A 23,131-nucleotide genomic window follows, 5' to 3' on the forward strand; every position below is an offset into this window, starting at 1 on the left:
CAAACACATGTACGGAGAGGCTGGCTGGTGGCCGACCGTTTGACTATTCGAGGCGCGCGCGAACACAACCTGCGCGACGTCAACCTCGACCTGCCCCGCGACGCGATGATCGTCTTCACCGGGTTGTCCGGCTCCGGCAAGTCCAGCCTGGCGTTCGACACGATCTTCGCCGAGGGGCAGCGGCGCTACGTCGAGTCGCTCTCGTCGTACGCCCGGCAGTTCCTCGGGCAGATGGACAAGCCCGACGTCGACTTCATCGAGGGCCTGTCCCCGGCGGTGTCGATCGACCAGAAGTCGACCTCGCGCAACCCGCGCTCGACGGTCGGCACCATCACCGAGGTCTACGACTACCTGCGCCTGCTCTTCGCCCGCACCGGCATCCCGCACTGCCCGGTCTGCGGCGAGCGGATCAGCAAGCAGACGCCGCAGCAGATCGTCGACCGGGTCCTCGCCATGGACGAGGGCACCCGCTTCATGGTCCTGGCCCCGGTCATCCGCGGCCGCAAGGGTGAGTACGTCGACCTGTTCGCCGAGCTGCAGTCCAAGGGCTACGCGCGGGCCCGGGTCGACGGCGTGGTGCACCCGCTGACCGAGCCGCCGAAGCTGAAGAAGCAGGAGAAGCACACCATCGAGGTGGTGATCGACCGGCTCAGCGTGAAGGCGTCCAGCAAGCAGCGCCTCACCGACTCGGTCGAGGCCGCGCTGGGCCTGGCCGGCGGCATCGTGCTGCTCGACTTCGTCGACCTCCCCGAGGACGACCCGGCCCGGGAGCGCCGCTTCTCCGAGCACCTGGCCTGCCCCAACGACCACCCGCTCGCGATCGAGGACCTCGAGCCCCGGGTCTTCTCCTTCAACGCGCCCTACGGCGCCTGCCCCGAGTGCACCGGCCTCGGCACGAAGAAGGAGGTCGACCCCGAGCTGATCATCCCGGACACCGAGCGCACGATCCGCGAGGGCGCGATCCAGCCGTGGTCCGGCGGCCAGACCATGGAGTACTTCCTGCGTCTGCTCGAGGCCCTGGCCCAGGCCGAGAAGTTCTCGATCGACACCCCGTGGCGGGCGCTGCCGGCCCGCGCGCAGAAGACGATCCTGTACGGGTCGGAGGACCAGGTCCACGTCCGCTACCGCAACAAGTACGGCCGCGAGCGCTCCTACTACACCGGCTTCGAGGGCGTGGTGCAGTGGATCGAGCGGCGCCACGGCGACACCGAGAGCGACTGGTCCCGCGACAAGTACGAGGGATACATGCGCGACGTGCCGTGCCCGGTCTGCGGCGGCAGCCGCCTCAAGCCCGAGGTGCTGGCCGTGACCATCGCCGGCAAGAGCATCGCCGAGGTCTGCAACCTGTCGGTGGGCGACTGCGCCGAGCTGCTGGCCACGATCGAGCTCGACGACCGGCAGAAGATGATCGCCGAGCGGGTGCTCAAGGAGATCAACGCCCGGCTGCGGTTCCTGGTCGACGTCGGCCTGGACTACCTGTCGCTCGACCGCGGCGCCGGCACGCTCTCCGGCGGCGAGGCCCAGCGCATCCGGCTCGCCACCCAGATCGGCTCCGGCCTGGTCGGCGTGCTCTACGTGCTCGACGAGCCGTCGATCGGCCTGCACCAGCGCGACAACCACCGGCTGATCGAGACCCTGGTCCGGCTGAAGAAGCTGGGCAACACGCTGATCGTGGTCGAGCACGACGAGGACACGATCCGCACGGCCGACTGGATCGTCGACATCGGGCCCGGCGCCGGCGAGCACGGCGGCGAGATCGTGCACAGCGGCTCGGTCGAGGGGCTGCTGAAGAACGAGAAGTCGCCGACCGGCGCCTACCTGTCCGGCCGCAAGACGATCCCGACGCCGCGCACCCGCCGCCCGCAGACCCCGGGCCGCGAGCTGGTGGTGCAGGGCGCCCGCGAGCACAACCTGCGCAACCTGACCGTCGAGTTCCCGCTCGGGCAGTTCATCGCCGTCACCGGGGTCAGCGGCTCGGGCAAGTCCACCCTGGTCAACGACATCCTCTACACGGTGCTGGCCAACCAGGTGAACGGCGCCCGGCTGGTGCCCGGCCGGCACACCCGCATCACCGGCCTCGAGCACGTCGACAAGGTGGTCGGCGTCGACCAGTCGCCGATCGGCCGCACCCCGCGGTCCAACCCCGCGACCTACACCGGCGTCTTCGACAACATCCGCAAGCTGTTCGCCGAGACCGTCGAGGCGAAGGTGCGTGGCTACGGCCCGGGCCGGTTCTCGTTCAACGTCAAGGGCGGCCGCTGCGAGAACTGCGCGGGCGACGGCACCATCAAGATCGAGATGAACTTCCTGCCCGACGTCTACGTCCCGTGCGAGGTGTGCAAGGGCGCCCGGTACAACCGGGAGACGCTCGAGGTGCACTACAAGGGCAAGACCATCTCCGAGGTGCTGGAGATGCCGATCGAGGAGGCCGCGACCTTCTTCGAGCCGATCACGTCGATCCACCGGCACCTCAAGACGCTGGTCGACGTCGGCCTCGGCTATGTGCGGCTGGGCCAGCCGGCCCCGACGCTGTCCGGCGGCGAGGCGCAGCGTGTCAAGCTGGCGTCCGAGTTGCAGAAGCGGTCGACCGGCCGCACGGTCTACGTGCTCGACGAGCCGACCACCGGCCTGCACTTCGAGGACATCCGCAAGCTGCTGCTGGTGCTCAACGGCCTGGTCGACAAGGGCAACACGGTGATCACGATCGAGCACAACCTCGACGTGATCAAGACGGCCGACTGGCTCATCGACATGGGCCCCGAGGGCGGCAGCAAGGGCGGGCTGGTGCTCGCCACCGGCCGGCCCGAGGAGGTCGCCGAGGTGCCGGAGAGCCACACCGGTCAGTTCCTGCGGCACTCGCTGCGGCTCGAGGGCGAGGCGGCCGGGGCGGCGGCGGCCACCGACCGGGCGGCCAAGGCCAACGGCTCCGCTCCCAAGCCGGCCGCGAAGACGCGCTCGACGCGGTCGCGGGCAAAGGCTACGGTCTGATACCCAGCCAAATCTCAGGTGACTCATAGCTACTGTGCCCGGTCGAGACCTAGGCTCGACCGGGTGCCGTGCTGTGTGTAAACAGCAGGCAAAGGCGCCGGGCAAAGACCCCCAAACGCCCATGAAAGGACACGGTGGCTGCGGACAATTTCGGGCGATGCCTGAACCGGTCCGACCGCGACCGCGTACATAAGTGCGACGCCGCGTGACCAGTCACGCGGACACCCAGCCCCACTGGAGGACAACCGATGACAGACGTGCAGACGACGCCCGACACCGAGCACAACGTCGAGGAGCCGACGGGCGCCGGCACCGGTTCGACGCGCCGGCTCGTTCTGCTCGGCGCCGGCGCGGTCGGCGCCACGGCGGTCCTGGCCGCGTGCGGCACCAACAGCGGTAGCACCAACACCAACGGCACCGACTTCTCGAACAACCCGGCCCCGGCCGGCAGCGGCGCGGCGAACGCCGGCGGCTCCGGCGACGACAAGGGCGACGACTCGAGCGGCGGATCGACCGGCGGCAACGCGCTGGCCACCACCGGCGACATCCCGCAGGGCGGCGGCATCATCACCGCCGACTACGTCATCACCCAGCCCCAGGCCGGGCAGTACAAGGCGTTCAGCAAGGTCTGCACCCACCAGGGCTGCGACGTCAGCAAGGTGGAGGGTGGCGTGATCACCTGCCCGTGCCACGGCAGCAAGTTCTCGATCGACACCGGCGAGCCCACCACCGGGCCCGCCACCAAGCCGCTGGCCGAGACCAAGGTCAAGGTGGACGGGGACAACATCGTCAAGGCCTGATCCCGCGCGGCCGGTTGTGCGGCCGGAGGTCCGACGCCGTGGCGGCGGCAACGGACCTCCGGTCGGACAATAATGTCAGTCCCCCGCACTACTGTTGACCCCGTGCCAGACCCGTCCACGTATCGTCCGGCGCCCGGAACCATCCCCGAGTCTCCCGGCGTCTACCGTTTCCGCGATCCGGCCGGCCGCGTGATCTACGTCGGCAAGGCCAAGAACCTGCGGAATCGGCTGAACTCCTACTTCGCCGACACCTGGTCGCTGCACGCGCGTACGCAGCAGATGGTGACGACGGCGGCGAGTGTGGACTGGGTCACGGTCGGCACCGAGGTCGAGGCGCTGCAGCTCGAGTTCTCCTGGATCAAGGAGTTCGACCCGCGCTTCAACGTGAAGTACCGCGACGACAAGTCCTATCCGTTCCTCGCGGTCACCCTGAACGAGGAGTTCCCGCGTCTGCAGGTGATGCGCGGGGCCAAGCGCAAGGGCGTGCGCTACTTCGGGCCCTACTCGCACGCGTGGGCGATCCGCGAGACGCTCGACCTGCTGCTGCGGGTCTTCCCGGCGCGTACGTGCTCGTCGGGGGTTTTCAAGAGGGCCGGCCAGATCGGGCGGCCGTGCCTGCTCGGCTACATCGGCAAGTGCTCGGCGCCGTGCGTCGGCCGGGTCTCGCCCGAGGAGCACCGCGCGATCGTCGACGACTTCTGCGACTTCATGGCCGGCCGCACCGACACGTTCGTGAAGCGGCTCGAGCGCGAGATGATGCAGGCCTCCGACGAGCTCGAGTTCGAGCGGGCGGCGCGGCTGCGCGACGACATCGCCGCCCTGCGCCGGGCCATGGAGAAGCAGACCGTCGTGCTCGGCGACGGCACCGACGCCGACGTGGTCGCCTTCGCCGAGGACCCGCTGGAGGCCGCCGTCCAGGTCTTCCACGTGCGCGACGGCCGGGTCCGCGGCCAGCGCGGCTGGGTCGTGGAAAAGGTGGAGGACCTCTCCACCGGCGACCTGGTGCACCACTTCTGCAGCCAGATGTACGGCGGCGAGCACGGCGAGACCGACGTGCCGCGCGAGCTGCTGGTGCCGGCGCTGCCCGACGACCAGGCCGCACTCGAGGACTGGCTCTCCGAACACCGCGGCACCAGCCGGGTGCACCTACGGGTGCCGCAGCGCGGCGACAAGCGGGCGCTGCTCGAGACGGTGGCGCGCAACGCGGGGGAGTCGCTGCAGCGGCACAAGCTGCGCCGGGCCGGCGACCTGACCACCCGCAGCAAAGCGCTCGACGAGATCGCCGAGGCGCTCGGCATGGAGTCGGCGCCGCTGCGCATCGAGTGCTTCGACGTCTCCCAGATCCAGGGCACCGACGTGGTGGCGTCCATGGTGGTCTTCGAGGACGGCCTGGCCCGCAAGAGTGAATATCGCCGGTTCGCCGTGCGGGGGAACGCCGACGGCAGCGGCATGGACGACCTCTCGGCGATGAGCGAGGTGATGCGGCGGCGGTTCGCCCGCTACCGCGCGCAGGAGGGGCTTCCCGGGGACGCCGCTCTTTCCGGGGACGCGGCTCTTTCCGGGGAGGCCGCTCCTTCCGGGGACGCCGTTCTTTCCGGGGACGCCTCGGCCGCGGGAGAGGCCGGCTCGGTCGAGCTCGCCACCAACGACCTGCCGGGGGTCGATCCGCTGACCGGGCGGCCGCGGCGGTTCGCGTACCCGCCGCAGCTGGTCGTCGTGGATGGTGGCCAGCCGCAGGTCAACGCGGTGGCCGCGGTGCTGTCCGACATGGGCATCACCGACGTGGCGCTGTGCGGGCTGGCGAAGCGGCTGGAGGAGGTGTGGCTGCCGGGCGAGGACTTCCCGGTGATCTTCCCGCGCACCTCGGAGGCGCTCTACCTGCTCCAGCGCGTCCGCGACGAGGCCCACCGGTTCGCGATCACGTTCCACCGGCAGCGCCGCTCGAAGCGGATGACCGCGTCGGCGCTCGACAACGTCCCCGGCCTCGGCGAGACCCGCCGCAAGGCGTTGCTGCGGCATTTCGGCTCGCTGAAGCGGCTGGCCGCGGCGACCCCGGAGGAGATCACCGAGGTCCCGGGCATCGGGCGCCGCACGGCCGAGACGCTGCTCGCGGCCCTGAACCCGCCGGCCGCGGCCGACAACGAGAAGCCGCCGGCCGAGCCCGGCGCCATCCCGCCGGGCGGCGCCGGCCGCACCAAGGCCGGCGCCACGCGCGCCCGGGCTGGCTCGAGCATCCCGCCGCCGGCCCCGGTCAAGACGTCCGCCGTGCGGGCCGCGCTGGCGGACGAGGCCGCGGCCGATCTCGACTCGCCCCTGGCCGGCGCGGCCGATCTCGACCCGGCCATGGGGGCCGCGGCCGAGCTCGACCCGGCCATGGTGGGTCGTGAGGCCGCCTCCCGCGGCGCTGCGGGCGATCTCAACCCGGCGGCGGGCGGAGCCGATGAGAGTGCATAGCATGGTGTGCCCGTCCGATGGGGTGCGGGCGAAGCGACGCGGGAGGCGTTCGTGACGGAGTCGTTGCCGGAGTTCCCCGACACGGTGGATCCGGACGAGCTGACCACCGACCTGGTGGTCGTGACCGGCGTTTCCGGCGGCGGCCGCAGCACGGTGGCCCGCGCCCTGGAGAACGTCGGCTTCTACGTGGTCGACAACCTGCCGCAGGCGCTCATGCTCGACATGGCCCAGCTCGCCTTCCAGGCCGGTGGCGCCGCCAAGCGTACGGCCATGGTGCTCGACGTGCGCAGCCGCGCGTTCTCCACCGATCTCGCCGGCGCCGTGCGGGAGCTCAAGGACCGCGGGTTCTCGCCGCGTGTCGTGTTCGTCGACGCCGACGACGACGTGCTGATCCGGCGGTTCGAGTCGGTGCGCCGGTCGCACCCGCTGCAGGGCGACGGGCGGCTGGCCGACGGCATCGCGGCCGAGCGGACGCTGCTGGCCGAGGCCCGCGAGCAGGCCGACGTGATCATCGACACCTCGCACTTGAACGTCAACCAGCTCCGCCGCCGGGTCGAGGAGCTGTTCGGCGGTGAGGACGTGCGGCGGCTGCGCATCACGGTGCTGTCGTTCGGCTTCAAGTACGGCCTGCCGCCGGACGCCGACTACGTGATGGACGCCCGGTTCCTGCCCAACCCGTTCTGGGTGCCCGAGCTGCGCGACCACACCGGGCTGGAGGACGCGGTCAGCAAGTACGTGCTCGACCAGGAGGGCGCGCACGACTTCGTCGGCACCTACGCCGGTCTCATCGCGGCCACGGCGCCGGGCTTCGAGCGCGAGGGCAAGCGCTACCTGACCGTCGCCGTCGGCTGCACCGGCGGCAAGCACCGCAGCGTCGCGATCACCGAGGAGCTGACCGCCCAGCTGCGCGACATGCGGCTGTCGGCCCACGCCTCGCACCGCGACCTGGGGCGGGAGTGACGGAGGGACGCGCGGCCGGTGCACAGCGGCGGGACGGGCGAGCGGTGAGCGGCGGGTCGGCCGAGCGGCCGGCGCCGGGAGCCGTCTTGCGCCCGACGCCGGCGGCGGGAGGCGACGCGCGCTTGGCGCCGGCGGCGGGAGGCGACGCGCGCTTGGCGCCGGCGGCGGGTAGTGCCACGCGCGTTGTCGCGTTCGGGGGCGGGCACGGGCTGGGGGCCGCGCTCCGGGGGCTGCGGCACGCCGGGCGCGAGCTCGATCTGGACATCACGGCGATCGTCACCGTCGGCGACGACGGCGGGTCCAGCGGGCGGCTGCTCGCCGAGCGGGACGCGCTGCTGCCGGTGGGCGACCTGCGTCAGGCGCTGGCGGCGCTGGCCGGGGACGACCCGGTCGAGCAGCGCACCGCGAAGCTGTTCCAGCACCGGTTCGCCGGCGACGACTCGCTGGCCGGGCACGCGGTCGGCAACCTGCTGCTGCTCGGGCTCATCGAGATGCTGAGCGACCCGGTCGTCGCGCTCGAGCACGCGGCGGCCATGGTCGGGGCGCAGGGCCGGGTGCTGCCGATGGCCCGGCACGCGGTCGGCATCGAGGCCGACGTGCTGGGAGCGGACCCGGAACGGCCGGGCGCGGTGGTCACCGTACGTGGTCAGCATGCGGTCGCGGTGGCGCTCGGCCACGTCGAGGCGGTACGCATCGAGCCCGCCGACCCGCCGACCTGCTCGCAGGCGATCGACGCCATCCGGGCCGCCGACTGGCTCATGTTCGGTCCCGGTAGCTGGTACACCAGCGTGCTCCCGCACCTGCTCACGCCGGGGCTGGCCGAGGCGATCATCGCGAGCCCGGCGCGCCGGCTGGTGACGCTCAACCTGGCCACCGACAACGAGACGCACGGGCTCTCGGTCGCCGATCACCTGGCCGCGCTCGGGTGGTACCTGCCGGCGCTGCGGGTCGACACCGTACTGGCCGACGCCAAGTGGGTCGGCGAGCCCGAGCCGGTGCACCGGGCCGCGGAATCGATGGGCGCTCGCCTGGTGTTGGCACCCTTGGCCGTTGCGGATGGCAGCCCCAGGCATGATCCTGAGTCGTTGGGCGTTGCACTGGTGCCAGTATTGGGCGCCGCTCGTTAAGCAACAGGCGAGTCGCGGCACAACTTTGTTCAAGATCCGGCGCATGAGGTGACAACACGATGGCGATGACGGCAGCGGTCAAGGACGAGCTGAGCCGGGTCGACGTGCCCAAGCCCTGCTGCCGGCGGGCCGAGATGGCGGCGCTGCTGCGGTTCGCCGGCGGCCTGCACATCGTCAGCGGGCGCGTGGTCGTCGAGGCCGAGCTCGACACCGGCGCGGTGGCACGCCGCCTGCGCCGCGAGATCGCCGACGTCTACGGCTACCCGAGCGAGGTGCACGTGCTGGCCAGCGGCGGCCTGCGCAAGGGCAGCCACTACATCGTGCGCATCGTCAAGGACGGCGAGGCCCTGGCCCGGCAGACCGGCCTGCTCGACGTGCGCGGCCGCCCGGTGCGGGGCCTGCCGCCGCACGTCGTCTCGGCCAACGTCTGCTGCGCGGTGGCGGCCTGGCGCGGCGCGTTCATGGCGCACGGCTCGCTGACCGAGCCCGGCCGCTCGTCGGCGCTCGAGATCACCTGCCCCGGCCCCGAGGCCGCGCTGGCCCTGCGCGGCGCCGCCCGCCGGATCGGCATCACCGCCAAGGAGCGTGAGGTCCGCGGCGTCGACCGGGTCGTGATCAAGGACGGCGACGCGATCGCGGCGCTGCTCACCCGGATCGGCGCGCACGCCTCGGTGCTGGCCTGGGAGGAGCGCCGGGTCCGCCGCGAGGTGCGCGCCACCGCGAACCGGCTGGCCAACTTCGACGACGCCAACCTGCGCCGGTCGGCCCGGGCCGCGGTCGCCGCCGCCGCGCGGGTCACCCGGGCGCTGGAGATCCTGGCCGACGAGGCGCCGAACCACCTGACCTCGGCCGGCCAGCTGCGCCTCGAGCACCGGCAGGCGTCGTTGGAGGAGCTGGGCGCGCTGGCCGACCCGCCGCTGACCAAGGACGCGATCGCCGGCCGCATCCGCCGCCTGCTGGCCCTGGCCGACAAGCGCGCCCGTGACCTGGGCATCCCCGACACCGAGGCCGCCGTCACCCCCGAGATGATGGCCTGCTGACCGCGTCATCGGGACGTTTCGGACCCGCGCCGAAGCAACGCGCGAGAGGCGCGCTGCGGCCCGGTGGTGCAGCTACCTCGCGTTGTCGAAGCGGGACCCGGCGTTCATCCCGTATTTCCGCGTGATTTTGATTTGGCGCGGAGCGGGACCTTCGTCACTCTCGGGTAACCCACCCGGCCGTTGCACCTGGGAATGGCTCGGATAGGGTCGTGGGCGACGGCGACGGTGCCGGCAGTTCGGCCGACCGCGCTGCGACGCCGCCAGTCTGGTGCGGCGCATGATTCCGCTCGGCCGGACGCCTAACGCCGACCGGTACCGGAACGGCGTGCAGACCCTCCGCCGGTCGACGAAACCCGGCGGACCGAAACGAGGAGATCCACCTGTGACCATCCGGGTTGGCATCAACGGCTTCGGCCGTATCGGACGCAACTTCTTCCGGGCGGTGCTCGCCTCCGGCGCGGACATCGAGATCGTCGGCGTGAACGACCTGACCGACAACGCGACGCTGGCGCACCTGCTCAAGTACGACTCGATCCTGGGCCGGCTCCCGCAGGAGGTCAAGGCGACCGCGGACGAGATCACCGTGGGTGGCAAGACCTTCAAGGCGTTCGCCGACCGTGACCCGGGCAACCTCAAGTGGGGCGACCTGGGCGCCGACGTGGTCATCGAGTCGACCGGCTTCTTCACCGACGCGACCAAGGCCAAGGTGCACGCCGACAACGGCGCCAAGAAGGTCATCATCTCGGCCCCGGCCAAGAACGAGGACATCACGATCGTCGTCGGCGTGAACGACAACCTGTACGACGCCGAGAAGCACACCGTGATCTCGAACGCGTCCTGCACCACCAACTGCCTCGCGCCGATGGCGAAGGTGCTCAACGACACGATCGGCATCGAGCGTGGCCTGATGACCACGATCCACGCCTACACCCAGGACCAGAACCTGCAGGACGGCCCGCACAAGGACCTGCGCCGCGCCCGCGCCGCCGCGCTCAACGTGGTGCCGACCTCGACCGGCGCCGCCAAGGCCGTCAGCCTGGTGCTGCCGGAGCTCAAGGGCAAGCTCGACGGCTTCGCGATGCGCGTGCCGATCCCGACCGGCTCGGCCACCGACCTGACCTTCCAGGCCGCCAAGGAGACCTCGGTCGACGAGGTCAACGCCGCGATCAAGGCCGCCGCCGACGGGCCGCTCAAGGGCATCCTGACCTACACCGAGGACCAGATCGTGTCGGCCGACATCGTCACCGACCCGGCCTCCTGCATCTTCGACGCCGGCCTCACCAAGGTGATCGGCAACCAGGTCAAGGTCGTCGGCTGGTACGACAACGAGTGGGGCTACTCGAACCGCCTCGTCGACCTGGTCAAGCTGGTCGGCTGACGCATCGTGAAGACTCTCGACGACCTGCTCGGCGAGGGTGTCTCGGGTCGGCGCGTGCTCGTGCGCGCCGACCTGAACGTCCCGTTCGACAAGAACAACCCGGGCGTCATCACCGACGACGGGCGGGCCCGCGCGGTGCTGCCCACGCTCGTGGCGCTGCGTGACGCCGGCGCTCGCGTCATCGTCATGTCGCACCTGGGCCGCCCGAAGGGTGCGCCGGACCCCAAGTACACGCTGTCCCCGGTCGCCACGCGGCTCGGTGAGCTGCTCGGCACGCCGGTGATCTTCGCGGCCGACACGGTCGGTGAAGACGCGGCGGCCAAGGTGGCGGCGCTGGGCGACGGCGACGTGCTGCTGCTGGAGAACCTTCGCTTCAACGCGGGGGAGACCTCGAAGGACGACGCCGAGCGCGCGGCCTTCGCCGGCGAACTGGCGAAGTTCGCGGACTTCTACGTGGATGACGCGTTCGGTGCGGTGCACCGCAAGCACGCGTCGGTCTACGACGTGCCGGCCATCCTCCCGCACTACGCGGGCGGGCTGGTGCTGCGCGAGGTCGAGGTGCTCAAGCGCGTCTCGGAGAGCCCGGAGCAGCCGTACGTGGTGGTGCTCGGCGGCTCGAAGGTCTCCGACAAGCTGGCCGTGATCCAGGCCCTGCTGCCGAAGGTCGACAAGCTGCTCGTCGGCGGCGGGATGTGCTTCACGTTCCTCAAGGCGCAGGGGCACGAGGTCGGCAAGTCACTTCTCGAGGAAGAGATGATCTCGACCTGCGCGTCGCTGCTGGAGCAGGCCGATGGGCGAATTGTCCTGCCGGTCGACGTGGTCGCGGCGACCGAGTTCTCCGCCGACGCCGGTCACGAAGTAACCGACATTTCCGACATTCCGGCTGACCGGCTGGGACTGGACATCGGGCCCAAGTCGGTGGCGCTGTTCGCCGAGGCGATCTCGAGCGCCAAGACCGTCTTCTGGAACGGCCCGATGGGCGTCTTCGAGCTGGCGCCGTTCGCGGCCGGCACCCGGGGCGTCGCCGAGGCCATCACCAAGATCGACGGCTTCTCGGTGGTCGGTGGCGGTGACTCGGCCGCGGCCGTGCGCACCCTCGGCCTCGACGAGTCGGCGTTCGGGCACATCTCCACCGGCGGCGGCGCCTCGCTGGAGTACCTCGAGGGCAAGAAGCTGCCCGGTGTCGAAGCGCTGGAGAAGTGATGACCGAGACCACCCGTAAGCCGATCATCGCCGGCAACTGGAAGATGAACCTCAACCACTTCGAGGCCATCCTCCTGGTGCAGAAGCTGGCCGCCAGCCTCACCGAGCAGCAGCTCGGCGAGGTCGAGACGGTGGTGCTGCCCCCGTTCACCGCCCTGCGCAGCGTGCAGACCGCGATCGAGGGCGACAAGCTGCTGCTCGGGCTCGGCGCCCAGGACGTCTCCAAGCACGCGAGCGGCGCGTACACCGGCGAGATCGCGGGCGGAATGCTGGCCAAGCTCAACGTCACGTACGTGCTGGCCGGGCACTCCGAGCGGCGCGAGTACCACGACGAGGACGACGCGCTGGTCAACGCCAAGGTCAAGGCCGCCTTCACGGCCGGTCTCACGCCGATCCTGTGCGTGGGCGAGGGCCTGGTGACGCGCGAGGAGGGCACCCACGTCGCGCACTGCACCAACCAGCTCCAGGCCGGCCTGGCCGGGCTCACGCCGGCTCAGGTGAAGCAGGCCGTCGTCGCGTACGAGCCGGTCTGGGCGATCGGCACCGGCAAGACCGCGACGCCGGAGGACGCCCAGGAGGTCTGCAAGGCGCTGCGGGCGAAGCTCGCCGAGCTCTACGGCAACGAGGTCGCCGAGGCCGTGCGCATCCAGTACGGCGGCTCGGTCAAGGCGGCCAACATCGCCTCAATCATGGCCCAGCCCGACGTGGACGGCGCGCTGGTCGGCGGCGCCTCGCTGGACGCCGAGGAGTTCGCCTCCATCGTGCGGTTCCGGGAGCACGTGGCTCGCTGAAAAGCGGCGTGTGCCCGGTCGCCGACGGCGGCCGGGCACCCGCTATTGTTGTCGCTGTCCGTCCTCCGAGAGAAATGACCCGATCATGCCGATGTGGTTCGCGTACACGTTGATCGTGTTGCTGGTGCTCACCAGCTTGGTGCTGACCCTGCTGATCCTGCTGCACCGCGGCAAGGGCGGCGGCATGTCGAGCATGTTCGGCGGCGGCGTCACGTCCAGCCTGGCCGGCTCCTCGGTGGCGGAGAAAAACCTCGACCGCTACACGGTTCTGGTCGGCGTCGTGTGGTTCGCCTGCATCGTCGGTCTGGGCCTTTGGCTCCGCTTGGCCCTGCCTTCTAGCTGACCGGCACCTTTAGTCGTAGAATCTGCCGCGCGTCCGGTTCTGCCGGGCGCGCGGCATTTCTTTTGCCCCGTTACGGCCGTGTTACCGGCCCATCTCCGACAAGCCCCTCGAGACAGGAGTGACGTCCGTGTCCAGTGGCAGTGCGATCCGCGGCAGCCGCGTCGGGTCCAGCCCCATGCGCCCCGACGAGCGCAGCGAGCCCGCGCCGCGCCGTGAGGTGATCTACTTCTGCGCGGCCGGCCACGCGAGCCAGGTCCGGTTCGCGGCGGAGGCCCCGGCGCCCGAGACGTGGGACTGCCCGCGCTGCGGCCAGCCCGCGGGCCTGGACGGGGAGAACCCGCCCGGGCGGCTGCGCGCCGAGCCGTACAAGTCGCACCTGGCGTACGTCAAGGAGCGCCGGTCCGACGAGGACGGCGCGAAGATCCTCGCCGAGGCGCTCGCTAAGGTCCGCCAGCGCCGCGGCGAATGATCTTCTGAAGGCCTAGGAGCGCTTGGCCGCCGCGGCCTCGTCGAGCAGCCAGTAGGTTCGCGAGCGCCCGGTGGCGTGCGCGGCCGGCTTGGACCGGTCGCCGTCGAGGGCGGCGCCCACCGCGTCGGTCTTGTCCGGGCCGGCGGCGATCAGCCACACCTCGTCCGCGGTCTGGATCGTCGGCATGGTCAGCGTGATGCGCGTCGGCGGCGGCTTCGGGCTGTTGTGGACGGCCGCCGTGGTCCCGGTCTCGTTCAGCACCGGATGCCCGGGGAAGAGCGAGGCCACGTGGCCGTCCTCGCCGACGCCGAGCATCAGCACGTCGAACGGCGGCACGTCGGCGCCGCCGGTGGCCAGCTCGTTCGCGTAGCGGACCGCCGCCGTCTCCGCCGGCTGCCCGTCGTCGGCCGGCATCGCGTGCACCCGGTGCGGGTCGAGCGGCAGCACGTCCAGCAGCGCCTCGCGGGCCTGCGTCTCGTTGCGGTCGGGGTCGCCGGTCGGCAGGTAGCGCTCGTCGCCCCACCACAGGTCCACCCGCGACCAGTCGATCGCGGCCGCCGCCGGCAGCTCCTTGACCGTGCGCAGCACCTTGGCGGCGATCCGGCCGCCGGTCAGCACGACGCTCGCGGAGCCACGCTCGGCCTGCGCGTCCACGATCTTCGCGACCAGGCGGGACGCCACGGTGGCGGCCAGGACGTCGGCGTCGGGTACCACCACGACCAGGGTCTTGCTCATTCATCGCCTCCTGCACTGAGGGCCGCCCGCCGGGGTGGCGGACGGCCCTGCTGATTTCGGTGTGGTTATGCGGCCGTGCCGCCCGGGCCGGCCATCGCGCCGGCTTCGTCGGCACGGGCGGCGAGCGCCGGGTCCTTCCAGACGTGCACCCGCATCGGCGGCCGCTGGTCGAGGCCGGTGACCCCGGCCATCGCGCCGAGCGCGTCGGAGTAGATCTGGTCGGCGTCGAGCCGGCGCAGCTCCTCGGCGAGCTCGTCGCCGACCGGCCGCTTGGGCAGCGGCATGTAGCGGTCCTCCTGGCCGGTACGGCTGAACAGCGCCGTGTTCTCCTCGCGGGTGACCCGGACGCAGTCGCCGTTGGCGCACTGGAGCTCGACCGAGTGCATGCGCGGCGCGCGGTCGGTGGTCTCCATCACCGGCTCGATCCCGAGGCGGGACTGCAGCCAGCCCTTCATCAGCCAGGCGGTCGGGTCCTTGGCCGGCGCCACGATGGTCGCGCCGGTGACCCGCTCCTCGGTGGTGTCGAACGCGCCGGCCACCAGCGTGCGCCACAGCGTGATCCGGGTCCAGGTGAGGTCGGTGTCGCCGGGGGCGTAGTCGGCGGCGCGCTGCTTGAGCGCGGCCACCGGGTCGGGCGCCTGCGCGCAGTCGGTGATCCGCCGGTCGGCCACGACGCCGAGGAAGTCGTTGGCGATCACGTCCGGCGGCTCCTCGTGCCACCAGGTGACCACCGGGACGTCCGGGGCGAGCAGCGGCATGACGACCGACTCGGCGTGCAGGGCCAGGCGGCCGTACATGCGCATGACGACCGCCTCGGCCGGGCCGAGCCGCCCGCCCACGACGATCTCGGCGTCCAGCCGGCTGCGACCCTCCAGGTCGGACCGCACGACGATGAGCAGGCGGCACGGGTGCGCCGCGGCGGCGATCGTGGCCGCCGCCTCGGCCTCGCGGACCTTCTTCTCCTCGACCACGGCGACCAGGGTCAGGGCGAGGCCGGACGCCACGCCGCCGGCGCTGCGCCGCTCGGCGGCCAGAGCCTTGACGACCTCGTTGCCGGTGGTGTCCCACAGTCCGATCATGCTCGCCTCCAGGAACGACCTTCGCGGCCCAGCATCTCGTCGGACGCGCGGGGGCCCCACTCGCCGGCCCGGTACGGCTCCGGCTTGGTGCCCGCCCACGCGGCCTCCAGCGGGTCGATGACCCGCCAGGACTGCTCGATCTCGGCCGCGTCCGGGAACAGGGTGCGGTCGCCGACCAGCACGTCGAGGATGAGCCGCTCGTACGCCTCGGGGCTGGACTCGGTGAACGCCTCGCCGTACTGGAAGTCCATCGCGATGTCGCGGACCTCCATGGCGGTGCCCGGCACCTTGGAGCCGAACTTGAGCACCACGCCCTCGTCCGGCTGCACCCGGATCACCAGCTGGTTGTTGCCGAGCATCTCGACGTCGGCCGGGTCGAAGGGCAGGTGCGGCGCGCGCTTGAACAGGATCGCGATCTCGGTCACCCGGCGTGGCATGCGCTTCCCGACGCGTACGTAGAAAGGCACCTCCGCCCAGCGCCGGTTCTGGATACCGAGGCGGACCGCCGCGTACGTCTCCGTGGTCGAGTCGGCCGGGATGTCCTTCTCCTCGAGGTAGCCCACCGCGCGCTCGCCCGCCACCCAGCCCGGCAGATACTGCCCGCGGACCGTGCCCTTGGAGATGTCCTTCGGCAGCGAGATCGCCTTGAGCACCTTGAGCTTCTCGGCGCGGATGTCGTTGGGGTCGAAGCTCGTCGGCTCCTCCATCGCCACCAGCGCCAGCAGCTGCAGTAGGTGGTTCTGCAGCACGTCGCGAGCGGCGCCGGACGCGTCGTAGAACGCGGCCCGGGTGCCGATGCCGACGTCCTCGGCCATGGTGATCTGGACACTGTCGACGTACTTGGAGTTCCACACCGGCTCGAACAGGCTGTTCGCGAAGCGCAGGGCCAGGATGTTCTGGACCGTCTCCTTGCCCAGGTAGTGGTCGATCCGGTAGACGTCCTGCGGCGTGAAGACCTCGTCGACGAGCTGGTTCAGCGAGATCGCCGTCTGCAGGTCGTTGCCGAACGGCTTCTCCACCACGACCCGGCGCCAGCCGCCGGACTTGGCGTTGTCGGCCATGCCGGTGCGGGCGAGCTGATTGAGCACCAGCGGGAACGCGGCCGGCGGGATCGAGAAGTAGAAGGCGGCGTTGCCGGGGATGCCGTTGCGCTCGCGCAGGTCGTCCAGCGTGGCCGCCAGGTTGTCGAATGCGGCGTCGTCGTCGAACGAGCCGGGCACGAACTGGAACTGGCTGGCCAGGCGCTGCCAGACGTCCTCGCGCCACGGGGTCCGGGCGCCCTTCTTCGCCGCCTCCAGCGCCAGGGACTCGAAGTCGCCGTCGCCCCAGTCGCGGCGGGCGAAGCCCAGGACCACGAAACCGGGCGGCAGCAGACCGCGGTTGGCCAGGTCGTAGACGGCCGGGATGAGCTTCTTTCGGGACAGGTCACCGGTGACTCCGAAGATCACCAGAGCGCACGGCTCCGGGATGCGCGGGAGCCTGCGGTCCTGTGCGGTACGCAGCGGATTGCCCACGTGGTCCATCCTGCCAGTTATCGGTGTCATGCACAGGTGAAGTGCGCCGGGGCCCGCCGCACCAGGTGAGGCAGGCCCCGGCGGATGGATCAGGCGGCGTCGCTCGGGCTCGACGACCCCGCGGAGGCGGCCTTGAGCGACTTGTCGACGCCCTCGAGCAGTTCCTTCCAGCTCGCCTCGAACTTGTCGACGCCCTCGGTCTCGAGGACCTTCACGACGTCGTCGAAGTCGACGCCGGCGGCGGCCAGGTCGGTGAAGACCTTGCGCGCCGCGTCGTACTGGCCGCTGATCGTGTCGCCGCGGGTCTCGCCGTGGTCCGCGTACGCCTTGATGACCGACTCGGGCATGGTGTTCACCGTGCCGGGGGCGATCAGCTCCTCGACGTAGATGGTGTCCTTGTACTCCGGGTTCTTCGTCGACGTCGAGGCCCACAGCGGGCGCTGCGGGTGGGCGCCGGCCGACGCGAGCGCCTTCCAGCGGTCGGTCCCGAAGACCTCCTCGTACGCCTCGTACGCCAGCTGCGCGTTGGCGATCGCGGCCTTGCCCTTGAGCGCCTTGGCCTCGTCGCTGCCGATCTTGTCGAGGCGCTTGTCGACCTCGGTGTCCACCCGCGAGACGAAGAACGACGCCACCGACCCGATCTTGCTGATGTCGTGGCCGTTCGCCTTGGCCTGCTCGATGCCGGCCAGGAACGCCTCCATCACCGCCCGGTAGCGCTCGAGCGAGAAGATCAGGGTCACGTTGACGCTGATGCCCTCGGCCAGGGTGGCGGTGATCGCGGGCAGGCCCGCGAGGGTCGCCGGGATCTTGATGAACAGGTTCTCCCGGTCGACCAGCCACCACAGCGTCTTCGCCTCGGCGACGGTGCTCTCGGTCTCGTGCGCCTTGCGCGGGTCGACCTCGATGGACACCCGGCCGTCGACGCCGTTCGAGGCGTCGTAGGCGGGACGCTCGACGTCGCACGCGTCGCGCACGTCGCGGGCGGTCATCAGCCGCACCGCCTCCTCGACGGTGACGCGCTGCGCGGCCAGGTCCTTGAGCTGGGCGTCGTACGCGTCGGCGTCGGAGAGGGCCTTCTGGAAGATGCTGGGGTTCGTGGTCACGCCGACCACATGCTGCTCGTCGAGCATCTTCTTCAGCGAGCCGCTGGTCAGTCGGACGCGGGAGAGGTCGTCGAGCCAGACCGCCACACCCTGGGCGGAGAGCTCGGCCAGCCGATCTGTCATGCCTTCAACACTCCCTCAGTTACCGGTCGTGTGACCGGTGATCTCGCCGACCTTGGCCAGGGCGGCGTTGGCCTTGGCCACCACGTTGTCCGCGGTGAACCCGAACTGCTCGAAGAGGATCTTGGCGGGCGCGCTGGCGCCGTAGTGCTCGATGCTGACCGGCTCGCCGGCGTCGCCGAGGATGCGGTCCCAGCTCATCCGGATGCCGGCCTCGACGGTGACGCGCGCCTTGACGCCGCGGGGAATGACCTCCTGCTGGTACGCCTGGGGCTGCGCGTAGAACCACTCCTGGCACGGCATCGAGACCACCCGGGTCGGCGTGCCCTCGGCCTCGAGGCGCTCCTGGGCGGTGAGGCAGTACTGCACCTCGGAGCCGGTGCCGATGAGGATCACCTTGGGCTCGCCGCCGGAGGCCTCGGAGAGGATGTAACCGCCCTTGAGGACGCCCTCGGCCGACGCGTACCTGCTGCGGTCGATCGTCGGGAGGTTCTGCCGGCTCAGCGCCAGGGCGGTCGGGGCGTCGGTGTGCTCGAGGGCGCCGCGCCAGGCGTACGCGGTCTCGTTGGCGTCGGCCGGGCGGACCACGTTGAGCCCGACGATGGCGCGCAGCGCGGACAGCGTCTCGATCGGCTGGTGGGTCGGTCCGTCCTCACCGAGGCCGATGGAGTCGTGCGTCCACACGTAGATCACCGGCAGCTTCATCAGCGCGCTCAGGCGTACCGCGCCACGCATGTAGTCGGAGAACACCAGGAAGGTGCCGCCGTACGGGCGGGTGATCCCGTCCGCCACGATGCCGTTGAGGATCGAGCCCATGCCGTGCTCGCGGATGCCGAAGTGCAGCGTCCGGCCGTACTCGTTGCCCGGGAACTCCTTGGTCGCGTACTCGGCCGGGATGAAGGACGGCTCGCCCTTCATCGTGGTGTTGTTGCTCTCGGCCAGGTCGGCGGAACCGCCCCACAGCTCCGGCAGCACCGGGGCGAGGGCGTTGAGCACCTGCTGCGAGGCGGCGCGGGTGGCCAGGCCCTTGGCGTCGGCCGGGAACTCGGGCAGCGACTTGGTCCAGCCGTCCGGCAGCGCCCGCGCGGCCAGCCGGTCCCACAGCTCCTTGCGCTCGCCGTTGGCCTGCGCCCAGGCGGCGAACGACTTGTCCCACTCGGCGTGCGCGGCGCGGCCGCGCTCGACCGTCTTGTGGGCGTGCTCGAGCACGGCCGGGTCGACGGCGAACGACTCGTTGGGGTCGAAGCCGAGGATCTCCTTGGTCGCCTTGACCTCGTCGGCGCCCAGGGCGGAACCGTGGATCTTGCCGGTGTTCTGCTTGTTCGGGGCGGGCCAGCCGATGATCGTCTTCAGGACGATGAACGAGGGCCGGTCGGTCACCGACCGGGCGGTCTGGATCGCGTCCCAGAGCGCCTCGACGTCCTCGTGGTAGTCGCCCTTGGCCGGGTCGCCCTTGCGCCAGGAGACGGTCTGGACGTGCCAGCCGTACGCCTCGTAGCGCGCGCCCGCGTCCTCGCTCTTGGCGATCCGGGTGTCGTCCTCGATGGAGATCTCGTTGTCGTCGTAGATCAGCGTGAGGTTGCCCAGCTTCTGCACCGCGGCGATGGCGCTCGACTCGTGGCTGACGCCCTCCTCGATGTCGCCGTCGGAGCACAGCGCGTACACGTGGTGGTCGAACGGCGAGTCACCGGCGGCCGCGTCCGGGTCGAACAGGCCGCGCTGGCGGCGGGCCGCCATGGCCATGCCGACCGCGTTGCCGATGCCCTGGCCGAGCGGGCCGGTGGTGATCTCGACGCCGGGCGTGTGGCCGAACTCGGGGTGACCGGGGGTCAGCGAGTCCCACTGGCGCAGCGCCTTCAGGTCGTCGAGCGCGAGGCTGTAGCCGGAGAGGTAGAGCTGAATGTAGAGGGTGAGGCTGGAGTGCCCACAGGAGAGCACGAAGCGGTCGCGGCCGGGCCAGTTCGGGTCCGTCGGGTCGTGCCGCATGACGCGGTTGAACAGCAGGTAGGCGGCCGGCGCGAGGCTCATGGCCGTACCGGGGTGACCGTTGCCGGCCTTCTCGACGGCGTCCATGGCCAGCACCCGGACGGTGTCCACCGCTTTGCGGTCGAGGTCGGACCAATTGAGAGCAGGATCTGTGGCAGCCACGTCGGTTGTGCTCCTCGGGGCATGGATTAGGAACCCTTTTGAGGTTGACCCTATCTACTTGCCGTAAACCCGCGCCCCGGGAACGCTTCAGGCCCATACGCTGAGAGCGGACACGCCGCGTGTGATCGCCCGCACCTGCGCCGGGCCGCCGGAGCAGCGCCTTCGGCTGAGCGTAGGCTGTCCGAGCGCGCCGCCGGCTGCGGCCGTGATGGTGGCTGGTGCCGATGCCGGAAGGTGGCTGTCCGTGAGCATGATCACCGAGCGTCCCGCTCCAGGACGGACGCCGGAGGCTCCCCTTTCCGCGGCGCGCCGCGACCCGGTCGCGCTGCTGCGGGCGTACCTGGCACTGACCAAGCCGCAGATCGTCGAGCTGCTGCTGGTGACCACGGTCCCGGCCCTGATGCTCGCCGCGGGCGGCTGGCCCGACCTGCGCACGCTGGCCGCGGTGCTGGTCGGCGGGGCTCTGGCGGGCGGCGCCGCCAGCGCGCTGAACTGCTACATCGACCGCGACATCGACCAGCTGATGCGGCGCACCAAGCGGCGCCCGCTGCCGGACGGCACGGTCACCCCGCGTTCGGTGCTGATCTTCGGACTGACCCTCGCGGTGGTCTCGGTCGCGCTGATGGCGGTCTTCACCAACTGGCTGGCGACCGCACTGACGGCCGGGGCCATCTTCTACTACGACGTCGTCTACACGCTCTGGCTGAAGCGGCGCACCCCGGCCAACACCTTCTGGGGCGGCATCTGCGGCTCGGCTCCGGTGATCATCGGATGGGCCGCGGTGACCGGCTCGGTGTCGGCTCTCGCGTGGGCGCTTTTCGCGGTTGTGTTCTTTTGGCAAATGCCGCACTTCTATGCGCTCGCCATCAAGTACAAGGACGACTACGCCCGGGCCGGCGTGCCGATGCTCCCTGTAGTCCGCTCGGTCGCCCGGGTCAACGCGGAGATCGTCCTCTACACCGTGCTGACGGTCGCCGCGTCGCTCGCCGCGTGGCCGCTCGGCCTCGGCCCGATCTACGGGATCACCGCGATCGTCACCGGAGCTTTGTTCCTCGGCGAGGCGTTCCTCCTGGTCCGGCGTACCCGCAAGGGCGAGCCGACGAAGCCGATGCGGTTGTTCCACTGGTCCATCACGTACCTCACGATCTTGTTCATCGCGGTCGCGGTGGACGCGCTTGTCTGACCTTTTTCGCCCGGTTTGAGGTTACGGTCAGTCACCCCATCGATGGAAACTTGTTGATGGGGCAATTCGGGCGCAATTGGCTCATACCAATGCGGTGACCAGCTAAACCCGCAGGTAATTGGCATCACAAAATGCACCGGATGGTGCTTGCTCCGGCGTCTTGGATGCTTAGGCTGCCCGTCATGGCTCAAGGTTCCGATACGACACTGACCGCGGGGATCAAGTCCTTCGCCGCCGGACACGGTGGTGCCAAGGCGGTCATCGAGTACGTCGGCAAGCGTGGTGCCCGCATTGTCCTCGTCGGCCAGGACGGCGAGTGGTCCGACCAGTTCGCCGACGGCACGGATGTCGCTCGTCAGGCGTGCGAGAGCGCCGGCGTCGAGGTGGAGAACGAGTGGGAGCGCGAGCTCCTCGAGCAGATGCGACCCAGCAACGACCTGTGGCGCTCGATGTCGCGCCGGAGCATGGCCCGCTGATCTTGTCAATGTCCCCCGACCACCAGGCGACCCGGGAGTCCTCCCGGGTCGCTCTCGTTACCTGCGATCTCTTTCCGTCCCTCTGGGACGATGACTTTCCCTTGCGCGACGCGCTTCTCGCGCGAGGCGTCCAAGCCGCGGCCGTACGGTGGGACGACCCCACGGTCGACTGGGCCGGCTTCGATCTGGCGATGCTCCGGTCGCCCTGGGACTACGTGCCCCGCCGCGCCGACTTCGTAGCCTGGGCGCACCGGGTGCCGCGCCTGTTCAACCCGGCGGACATCGTGGAGTGGAACACCGACAAGCGGTATCTCGCCGATCTGGCCGCACTGGGTGTCCCGGTGACGCCGACGACCTTTGTGGCGCCTGGTGAAACGTGGACGCCGCCGGCCGCCGGCGAGTGGGTCGTCAAGCCCACCGTCAGCGCCGGCAGCCAGGACACCGGCCGCTACGCCCTGCCCACGCAGGCGTCGCTCGCCGCCGCCCACGTGGCCAGGCTGACCGCGGCCGGCCGCACCGCGATGATCCAGCCGTACCTCACCGCCGTGGACACCGAGGGCGAGACCGCCCTGCTGTTCTTCGCGGCCCCCGGCGGCCCGCTCACGTTCAGCCACGCCGCCCGGAAGGGCCCCATGCTGACCGGTCCGGACGAGGGCAAGATCGACCCCGGCAGCGAGGACATCTCCGCCCGCGTGCCGACCGCGGCCGACCTGGCCGTGGCCCAGAAGGCCCTGGCCGCCGTCCCCGGCGGCCCGGCCCGCCTGCTCTACGCCCGCGTCGACGTGATCACCGGCCCGTCGGGCGACCCGCTGCTGCTGGAGCTCGAGCTCACCGAGCCGTCCCTGTTCCTGCGCACCGCCCCCGGCGCCGCCGACCGCCTGGCCGACGCCGTCGTCGCGCGCCTTTAGGCTTCTCGCCCTTCGGCTTCTCGCCCTCCGGCTTCTCGCGCCTCGGCTTCCCGCCCTTCGCCTTCTCGCCCGCCTCGCGTCGCCTTTCTCCGCGCCCTCTTTCTCGCGCCGGCGAAGTGCTCTGACCTGGGCGGCGGAGTAGACCCCTGTGGACGACATGGCGTGTCGTCCACAGGCCGCAAAGTTTTCCGCCATTGATCGGCCCCAGCGGTCACGCTGCTCCCATGCATCTCACCAGCAGCACCTTCATCTCCTCCCACGTATTACCCCGGTGGGGATCCCGGCTCTCGTCGCGCTCCTCGTCCCGCTTCT

18 protein-coding genes and 1 pseudogene are annotated in these 23,131 nt (G+C 70.8%); 14 read left to right on the forward strand and 5 right to left on the reverse strand.

Annotated features, from left to right (window positions below; translation table 11 throughout):
- Positions 1-27 precede the first annotated feature (27 nt).
- The 11 genes and pseudogenes from uvrA to ACQP2F_RS10405 all read left to right on the forward strand — a co-directional run bounded on the left by uvrA (position 28) and on the right by ACQP2F_RS10405 (position 13,553).
- On the forward strand, positions 28-2,988 hold the full coding sequence (uvrA, locus tag ACQP2F_RS10355) for an excinuclease ABC subunit UvrA (protein WP_433302858.1): 2,961 nt from the start codon (positions 28-30) through the stop codon (positions 2,986-2,988).
- A gap of 248 nt (positions 2,989-3,236) precedes the next feature.
- Positions 3,237-3,788: a Rieske (2Fe-2S) protein gene (locus tag ACQP2F_RS10360; protein ID WP_433302860.1), complete on the forward strand. Its 552-nt coding sequence runs from the start codon at positions 3,237-3,239 to the stop codon at positions 3,786-3,788.
- Between the two features lie 102 nt (positions 3,789-3,890).
- A pseudogene (gene uvrC, locus ACQP2F_RS10365) lies at positions 3,891-5,963 on the forward strand (excinuclease ABC subunit UvrC); the annotation flags it as partial.
- 330 nt (positions 5,964-6,293) lie between these two features.
- The gene (rapZ, locus tag ACQP2F_RS10370) at positions 6,294-7,202 is read left to right on the forward strand and encodes an RNase adapter RapZ (RefSeq protein ID WP_433302861.1); all 909 of its coding nucleotides are present in this window, start codon (positions 6,294-6,296) and stop codon (positions 7,200-7,202) included.
- 152 nt (positions 7,203-7,354) lie between these two features.
- A complete protein-coding gene (locus ACQP2F_RS10375; RefSeq protein WP_433302863.1) occupies positions 7,355-8,329 on the forward strand; it encodes a gluconeogenesis factor YvcK family protein in 975 nt (324 codons plus the stop codon).
- 59 nt (positions 8,330-8,388) lie between these two features.
- Positions 8,389-9,369: a DNA-binding protein WhiA gene (gene whiA / locus ACQP2F_RS10380; RefSeq protein ID WP_097322458.1), complete on the forward strand. Its 981-nt coding sequence runs from the start codon at positions 8,389-8,391 to the stop codon at positions 9,367-9,369.
- 382 nt (positions 9,370-9,751) lie between these two features.
- Complete coding sequence (gene gap / locus ACQP2F_RS10385) at positions 9,752-10,747, forward strand: type I glyceraldehyde-3-phosphate dehydrogenase (protein WP_433302866.1); 996 nt, start codon at positions 9,752-9,754, stop codon at positions 10,745-10,747.
- A gap of 6 nt (positions 10,748-10,753) precedes the next feature.
- On the forward strand, positions 10,754-11,950 hold the full coding sequence (locus ACQP2F_RS10390; RefSeq protein ID WP_433302868.1) for a phosphoglycerate kinase: 1,197 nt from the start codon (positions 10,754-10,756) through the stop codon (positions 11,948-11,950).
- Entirely contained in the window at positions 11,950-12,741 is a 792-nt protein-coding gene (gene tpiA, locus ACQP2F_RS10395; RefSeq protein ID WP_433302870.1) for a triose-phosphate isomerase, read from the forward strand. Before ACQP2F_RS10390 ends, tpiA begins: the two co-directional genes overlap by 1 nt.
- A gap of 85 nt (positions 12,742-12,826) precedes the next feature.
- Positions 12,827-13,084 (forward strand): preprotein translocase subunit SecG, encoded by a 258-nt coding sequence (secG, locus tag ACQP2F_RS10400; protein ID WP_433302872.1) that lies wholly within the window; start codon positions 12,827-12,829, stop codon positions 13,082-13,084.
- Positions 13,085-13,211: 127 nt separating this feature from the next.
- Positions 13,212-13,553, forward strand: coding sequence for an RNA polymerase-binding protein RbpA (locus tag ACQP2F_RS10405; RefSeq protein WP_433302873.1), 342 nt, complete (start codon positions 13,212-13,214; stop codon positions 13,551-13,553).
- 12 nt (positions 13,554-13,565) lie between these two features.
- On the opposite strand, the gene pgl is transcribed toward ACQP2F_RS10405, so the two are convergent.
- From pgl to tkt, 5 genes are all read right to left on the reverse strand, one after another.
- Complete coding sequence (gene pgl, locus ACQP2F_RS10410; protein ID WP_433302875.1) at positions 13,566-14,288, reverse strand: 6-phosphogluconolactonase; 723 nt, start codon at positions 14,286-14,288, stop codon at positions 13,566-13,568.
- 65 nt (positions 14,289-14,353) lie between these two features.
- Complete coding sequence (locus tag ACQP2F_RS10415) at positions 14,354-15,367, reverse strand: glucose-6-phosphate dehydrogenase assembly protein OpcA (protein ID WP_433302876.1); 1,014 nt, start codon at positions 15,365-15,367, stop codon at positions 14,354-14,356.
- Positions 15,364-16,881 (reverse strand): glucose-6-phosphate dehydrogenase, encoded by a 1,518-nt coding sequence (gene zwf, locus ACQP2F_RS10420; protein WP_433302877.1) that lies wholly within the window; start codon positions 16,879-16,881, stop codon positions 15,364-15,366. The genes ACQP2F_RS10415 and zwf overlap by 4 nt, the downstream gene beginning before the upstream one ends.
- A gap of 89 nt (positions 16,882-16,970) precedes the next feature.
- On the reverse strand, positions 16,971-18,107 hold the full coding sequence (tal, locus tag ACQP2F_RS10425) for a transaldolase (protein ID WP_433302879.1): 1,137 nt from the start codon (positions 18,105-18,107) through the stop codon (positions 16,971-16,973).
- Between the two features lie 15 nt (positions 18,108-18,122).
- Positions 18,123-20,177 (reverse strand): transketolase, encoded by a 2,055-nt coding sequence (gene tkt, locus ACQP2F_RS10430; RefSeq protein WP_433307439.1) that lies wholly within the window; start codon positions 20,175-20,177, stop codon positions 18,123-18,125.
- A gap of 319 nt (positions 20,178-20,496) precedes the next feature.
- Between tkt and ACQP2F_RS10435 the strand changes: the two genes are divergently transcribed.
- The 3 genes from ACQP2F_RS10435 to ACQP2F_RS10445 all read left to right on the forward strand — a co-directional run bounded on the left by ACQP2F_RS10435 (position 20,497) and on the right by ACQP2F_RS10445 (position 22,819).
- Positions 20,497-21,435: a heme o synthase gene (locus ACQP2F_RS10435; RefSeq protein WP_433302880.1), complete on the forward strand. Its 939-nt coding sequence runs from the start codon at positions 20,497-20,499 to the stop codon at positions 21,433-21,435.
- Between the two features lie 182 nt (positions 21,436-21,617).
- On the forward strand, positions 21,618-21,911 hold the full coding sequence (locus ACQP2F_RS10440) for a hypothetical protein (RefSeq protein ID WP_433302882.1): 294 nt from the start codon (positions 21,618-21,620) through the stop codon (positions 21,909-21,911).
- A gap of 8 nt (positions 21,912-21,919) precedes the next feature.
- On the forward strand, positions 21,920-22,819 hold the full coding sequence (locus ACQP2F_RS10445) for an ATP-grasp domain-containing protein (RefSeq protein ID WP_433302883.1): 900 nt from the start codon (positions 21,920-21,922) through the stop codon (positions 22,817-22,819).
- The last annotated feature ends 312 nt before the right edge of the window (positions 22,820-23,131 follow it).

The organism is Actinoplanes sp. CA-030573 (genome assembly GCF_050951115.1).
Classification (GTDB): domain Bacteria; phylum Actinomycetota; class Actinomycetes; order Mycobacteriales; family Micromonosporaceae; genus Actinoplanes.

Coding starts and splice junctions, on each gene's coding strand:
- whiA (WP_097322458.1), top strand. CDS start 8,389: ATGGCGATGACGGCAGCGGTCAAGGACGAGCTGAGCCGGGTCGACGTG.
- ACQP2F_RS10415 (WP_433302876.1), bottom strand. CDS start 15,367: ATGATCGGACTGTGGGACACCACCGGCAACGAGGTCGTCAAGGCTCTG.
- tpiA (WP_433302870.1), top strand. CDS start 11,950: ATGACCGAGACCACCCGTAAGCCGATCATCGCCGGCAACTGGAAGATG.
- ACQP2F_RS10445 (WP_433302883.1), top strand. CDS start 21,920: ATGTCCCCCGACCACCAGGCGACCCGGGAGTCCTCCCGGGTCGCTCTC.
- secG (WP_433302872.1), top strand. CDS start 12,827: ATGCCGATGTGGTTCGCGTACACGTTGATCGTGTTGCTGGTGCTCACC.
- ACQP2F_RS10440 (WP_433302882.1), top strand. CDS start 21,618: ATGGCTCAAGGTTCCGATACGACACTGACCGCGGGGATCAAGTCCTTC.
- ACQP2F_RS10360 (WP_433302860.1), top strand. CDS start 3,237: ATGACAGACGTGCAGACGACGCCCGACACCGAGCACAACGTCGAGGAG.
- tal (WP_433302879.1), bottom strand. CDS start 18,107: ATGACAGATCGGCTGGCCGAGCTCTCCGCCCAGGGTGTGGCGGTCTGG.
- pgl (WP_433302875.1), bottom strand. CDS start 14,288: ATGAGCAAGACCCTGGTCGTGGTGGTACCCGACGCCGACGTCCTGGCC.
- tkt (WP_433307439.1), bottom strand. CDS start 20,177: ATGGACGCCGTCGAGAAGGCCGGCAACGGTCACCCCGGTACGGCCATG.